Origin of the sequence: Pseudomonas anguilliseptica (assembly GCF_900105355.1) — a bacterium.
GTDB lineage: Bacteria > Pseudomonadota > Gammaproteobacteria > Pseudomonadales > Pseudomonadaceae > Aquipseudomonas > Aquipseudomonas anguilliseptica.
In genome coordinates, this window is sequence record NZ_FNSC01000003.1 from 1 (window position 1) to 3379 (window position 3379).

Here is a 3379-nt window from a genome sequence, read left to right on the forward strand (position 1 = left end):
CCCTGCTCATTTGCCGCTCTGAGCGAGAGATAAGTCCCCCCGCATTTACCGCAGTAACCAGTGACAAGCATCGCCAGGGGCTCACCCCAGGGGACAGCGTGAACTGTCATCCACTCGCCACACTGCTGGCAGTTATGTTTTAGCCTTAGATCGCTTGGTTTTAGCCGGTTTGACACTAGGTTTCTCCTGGGCGGGGATGGACTTGGGAGTCTTCCTCAGCGCCGTTTCTTGATCGATTAGATCCAGCTGCATGCCGGCTACTTCGCCAAGGGCTTGCATCATGGATCGCTGCATAAGTCGTAGGGCATTCGACGGGCTGTTCTTCGCCTCCAGAGCGGCCTCTGTAACGCCTCTGATCATCGGAATGCTCTGAGTCATGATCTCGGCAACAAAGCTGGATGGAGCAACGCCCGTTGCATCCCTCAAATCGTTAAGCGCCTGTTCCAGCTCTGGGGACAGAGACACAGCAATACGTTTCTTAGTGGTAGCCATGGAGGCTTTCTTCCTTCCGAGGTATCGAATTCCGGCTGTTCCGGTTGGCTCATAGGCCTGGCGCGTACGCCAATCGTAAATTCATTAAGTGTGACACCTGGTGACAGAGTGCCAATGGAGCGAAGGTCGTGTCAACAACTGTCACGCTTTGGTTCAGTTGGTAAGGGAATGGGCACCTGACGGTCAGGACAGCGGCGCGCGTGCCGCGCATCCATCTGTCCCTGCCCATCTGGTGCCAAAACCCAACCAGGACGAACAGTCCTGGTCAGTGGTTTGGTACCAAATTCGCTCCTGGAGCTTCTGCACCAGGACAAGAGCGGCTTGTCAGGCAGTCGAATGGCTGGCTGGTCGTGATAGGTAAACATCTCGTCGAGCCACAGATCGAGGTTAGTTGCAACGCGTCTGCCTTCGGAGAGGTAATCGCGGATTTTGCCGACGGCGACGAGTGATTTGCCCGAGCCAAGTTTACCGGTGACAAAGTAGACAGCCATAAGAACCTCAGAGAGAAAGAGGACCCCTACCCCAGCCCCCTGAAGGGGGCTACGGCAGGGGTCAATTAAACGCGAGCCTTAACGCTTGCCGCGTAGACACCAGAGACATAAATCCAGCAAGCAGCCCGGCACGATGCAATGGCCGCGATGCACGCTCCGGTGGCAGGCGGTAGCAACGTTAGGGCGGTCTGAATAATGGGATGTGAAATTGCTAGCAAAAGCGGTTGGATAGGGCGCGAGGCAGGATAGGTATTGGAGCGGCAATTGTGTCCCGCGAAGGAAGAACGAAGCCGCCTGATCAGGCCGAATAAGCGATCTGCTTTGACTCGAAACCGGCCCCTTCGGGGGTACCGGCGCGGTGGGGGTAGAGGCTGTCAGGGAAGGGAGGGGAGGCGCCTAATCGCCACAAGTGGCGAGGTCGAGGTTGTATGGTCGTAACGTTGTAAGAATCAGACAATTGTAGGCCTTGATCGGCCAGATAAGGCCCGTCCTGTGCCTGCCTCGCCTCCTCGCTCGGAACTTCGCTCCTCAGCTCGGAAGGCGCAGGACGGTATTTATCGTAACGTTACGGTTTTTCCTGGTCGGATTCGCCCAACGTGCACACGCCTACAACCCCCATCTCGCGGAACGCCGAGGCTTGAGATTCGATGGACTGGAAACCCTCCAGGATGGGCCGGAGGAGGAACTGGCAACCCGCAGCAAAGTGCTTTGGATCACCGGCAGGGCCGTCAGTGAGGGTCTGGTTGATCCAGGCGGTCATAAGGGCGTCATAGGCACCGAGAGCGCCATTGAGGTCGTTCAGTTCGTCCAGGACGGAAGCGGGCAGGATAGGATACGGCTTAGCCATGGTTGTCTCTCCGATAGATCACTGTGGTTAGCTGGTCACCTGGATTGCACTCCAGGTGGTCAGCGCTTTTTCCGTAACGTTACGGAAATGGTTCTAGACCAGGGTGGTGGTAGCCACCGGGGTCTACAAAGCTGTGAGCAAAGACAGGGGGCTGGTAACCCTGTCGTTTCAAGTAGCGAAGGATCAGGTCAAAGCCGCCGATCTCGGCAGCATCGAGAACCTGAGCAGCAAGACGCTTGACCCGGATGAAGTCCCATTCATCCTGGTTGAGGTTGCCCAGGTGGTCGGCATCATCGCCGCCTAGAGCAAGGTCGTCATCACTCACTTCATCCAGGCCGCAAAGGTCTTTGAGGCCAGGCGACCAGAACAATTGCCGCTTGCCCTTCATCGCTTCCAGGTACTCGAAATACCGAGCCTCATCCCCCTTGGCCATGCGAACCAGGAACTCATGTGGATGCACGCCCTTGGCCTTGCCTGCCTTGCTGGTGGCCTTGGCGACCTCGTGAGTGATGCCCCACTTCCTGGAGCTGTCCTGCTTGGCCAGATAGTCCCCGCTGTCAGCGTTCAAGCGCACGTCAACGGAGTGCTGGCGGAAGGCGTAAACCTTGGCCTGGTCGGAGGGGTCGAGGAGGCCGGCAGCGATGCAGGCACGTTCCCATAGCTCGACGAGGCGGGTACGGATCTCCTGGCCAACCTTGGGATCGACTAGCCACAGTTCGTGTGTGTGAGGATGCCAGCCGTTGGTGAGGCCGTGGGTGACCTCCAGGGAGCGCACAAGGCCCTTGAAGCCTATAGAGGCCTTGAGCCTGGCAAACGGGCTGCCACGGCGGAAACGTTTGAAGGCGTCAGCCTGACGGGTCAGAAGGTCGCCCAGGGAGTCAAAGCCGGTGTGGGGGAAGGTGAAGGTCACCATGATGGCCTGGAGACCCTGATCAGCAGCCCATTGAACCAGGTGTTCCAGTTCCAGGCGGCGACGTTCCTGGATGCGCGAAGCACAGACCGGGCAAGCCCAGACGCTGCCACAGGTGGCAAGGTTGCGATAATTCGCGGCCATGCCTGGAGTGTGGCGTACCTCAACCATGCAGCTGGTACGCACGTTACGGCAGTCGAAGGTGCGGAAGATCTCGCCCGGGAACTGGACGTCAGGTAGCAGCTTGTTGACCCGCCGACCGATCCAAACCCGGGCCTGATGGAGGGCCTGGTACTTCTCAGCACGGGCTGTCCTGGCACCCATTTCGCGGGTGGGGGGGGGAGAGGATTTCGCAGTTATACCTAGAGAGCCACCAGGAGCCGCTCCAGCGCTCGCTCTTCGCTCTGCTGCGCGCGAGTCCTGGAGCTTGCCTCCTGGGGCTGCTGAGGCCCCTGCATGCCCGTTTACCGGGTCTTCGATGGTGCTATGATGCACGTAGCGTCCCTTGTGGATGCACCCTCAAAAAGCCCCTTTACCGCCGCCAAGTGGGAGGGGCTTTTTCTTTGGTGTCAGTTTTTAACAATGCTCAAGTTTGGTTTGCTCGATCCAGGAAACACCTGGAGAAAATGACCAGCCAAC

4 protein-coding genes are annotated in these 3379 nt (G+C 58.3%); all 4 read right to left on the reverse strand.

What is annotated here, in order from left to right; genetic code table 11:
- Positions 1-132 precede the first annotated feature (132 nt).
- The 4 genes from BLW24_RS25425 to BLW24_RS25440 all read right to left on the reverse strand — a co-directional run bounded on the left by BLW24_RS25425 (position 133) and on the right by BLW24_RS25440 (position 3064).
- Positions 133-492 carry a hypothetical protein gene (locus BLW24_RS25425; protein ID WP_090387993.1) on the reverse strand — a complete coding sequence of 120 codons (360 nt, stop codon included), beginning with the start codon at positions 490-492 and terminating at the stop codon, positions 133-135.
- Positions 493-623: 131 nt separating this feature from the next.
- The gene (locus BLW24_RS25430; RefSeq protein ID WP_090387994.1) at positions 624-983 is read right to left on the reverse strand and encodes a zonular occludens toxin domain-containing protein; all 360 of its coding nucleotides are present in this window, start codon (positions 981-983) and stop codon (positions 624-626) included.
- Between the two features lie 565 nt (positions 984-1548).
- On the reverse strand, positions 1549-1830 hold the full coding sequence (locus BLW24_RS25435; protein ID WP_090387995.1) for a hypothetical protein: 282 nt from the start codon (positions 1828-1830) through the stop codon (positions 1549-1551).
- Between the two features lie 79 nt (positions 1831-1909).
- Positions 1910-3064: a protein rep gene (locus tag BLW24_RS25440; protein ID WP_167360461.1), complete on the reverse strand. Its 1155-nt coding sequence runs from the start codon at positions 3062-3064 to the stop codon at positions 1910-1912.
- Between the last annotated feature and the right edge of the window lie 315 nt (positions 3065-3379).

Excerpts from the sequence above, each read along its gene's own strand:
- BLW24_RS25435 (WP_090387995.1), bottom strand. The coding sequence starts at position 1,830 with ATGGCTAAGCCGTATCCTATCCTGCCCGCTTCCGTCCTGGACGAACTG.
- BLW24_RS25425 (WP_090387993.1), bottom strand. The coding sequence starts at position 492 with ATGGCTACCACTAAGAAACGTATTGCTGTGTCTCTGTCCCCAGAGCTG.
- BLW24_RS25430 (WP_090387994.1), bottom strand. The coding sequence starts at position 983 with ATGGCTGTCTACTTTGTCACCGGTAAACTTGGCTCGGGCAAATCACTC.
- BLW24_RS25440 (WP_167360461.1), bottom strand. The coding sequence starts at position 3,064 with ATGGGTGCCAGGACAGCCCGTGCTGAGAAGTACCAGGCCCTCCATCAG.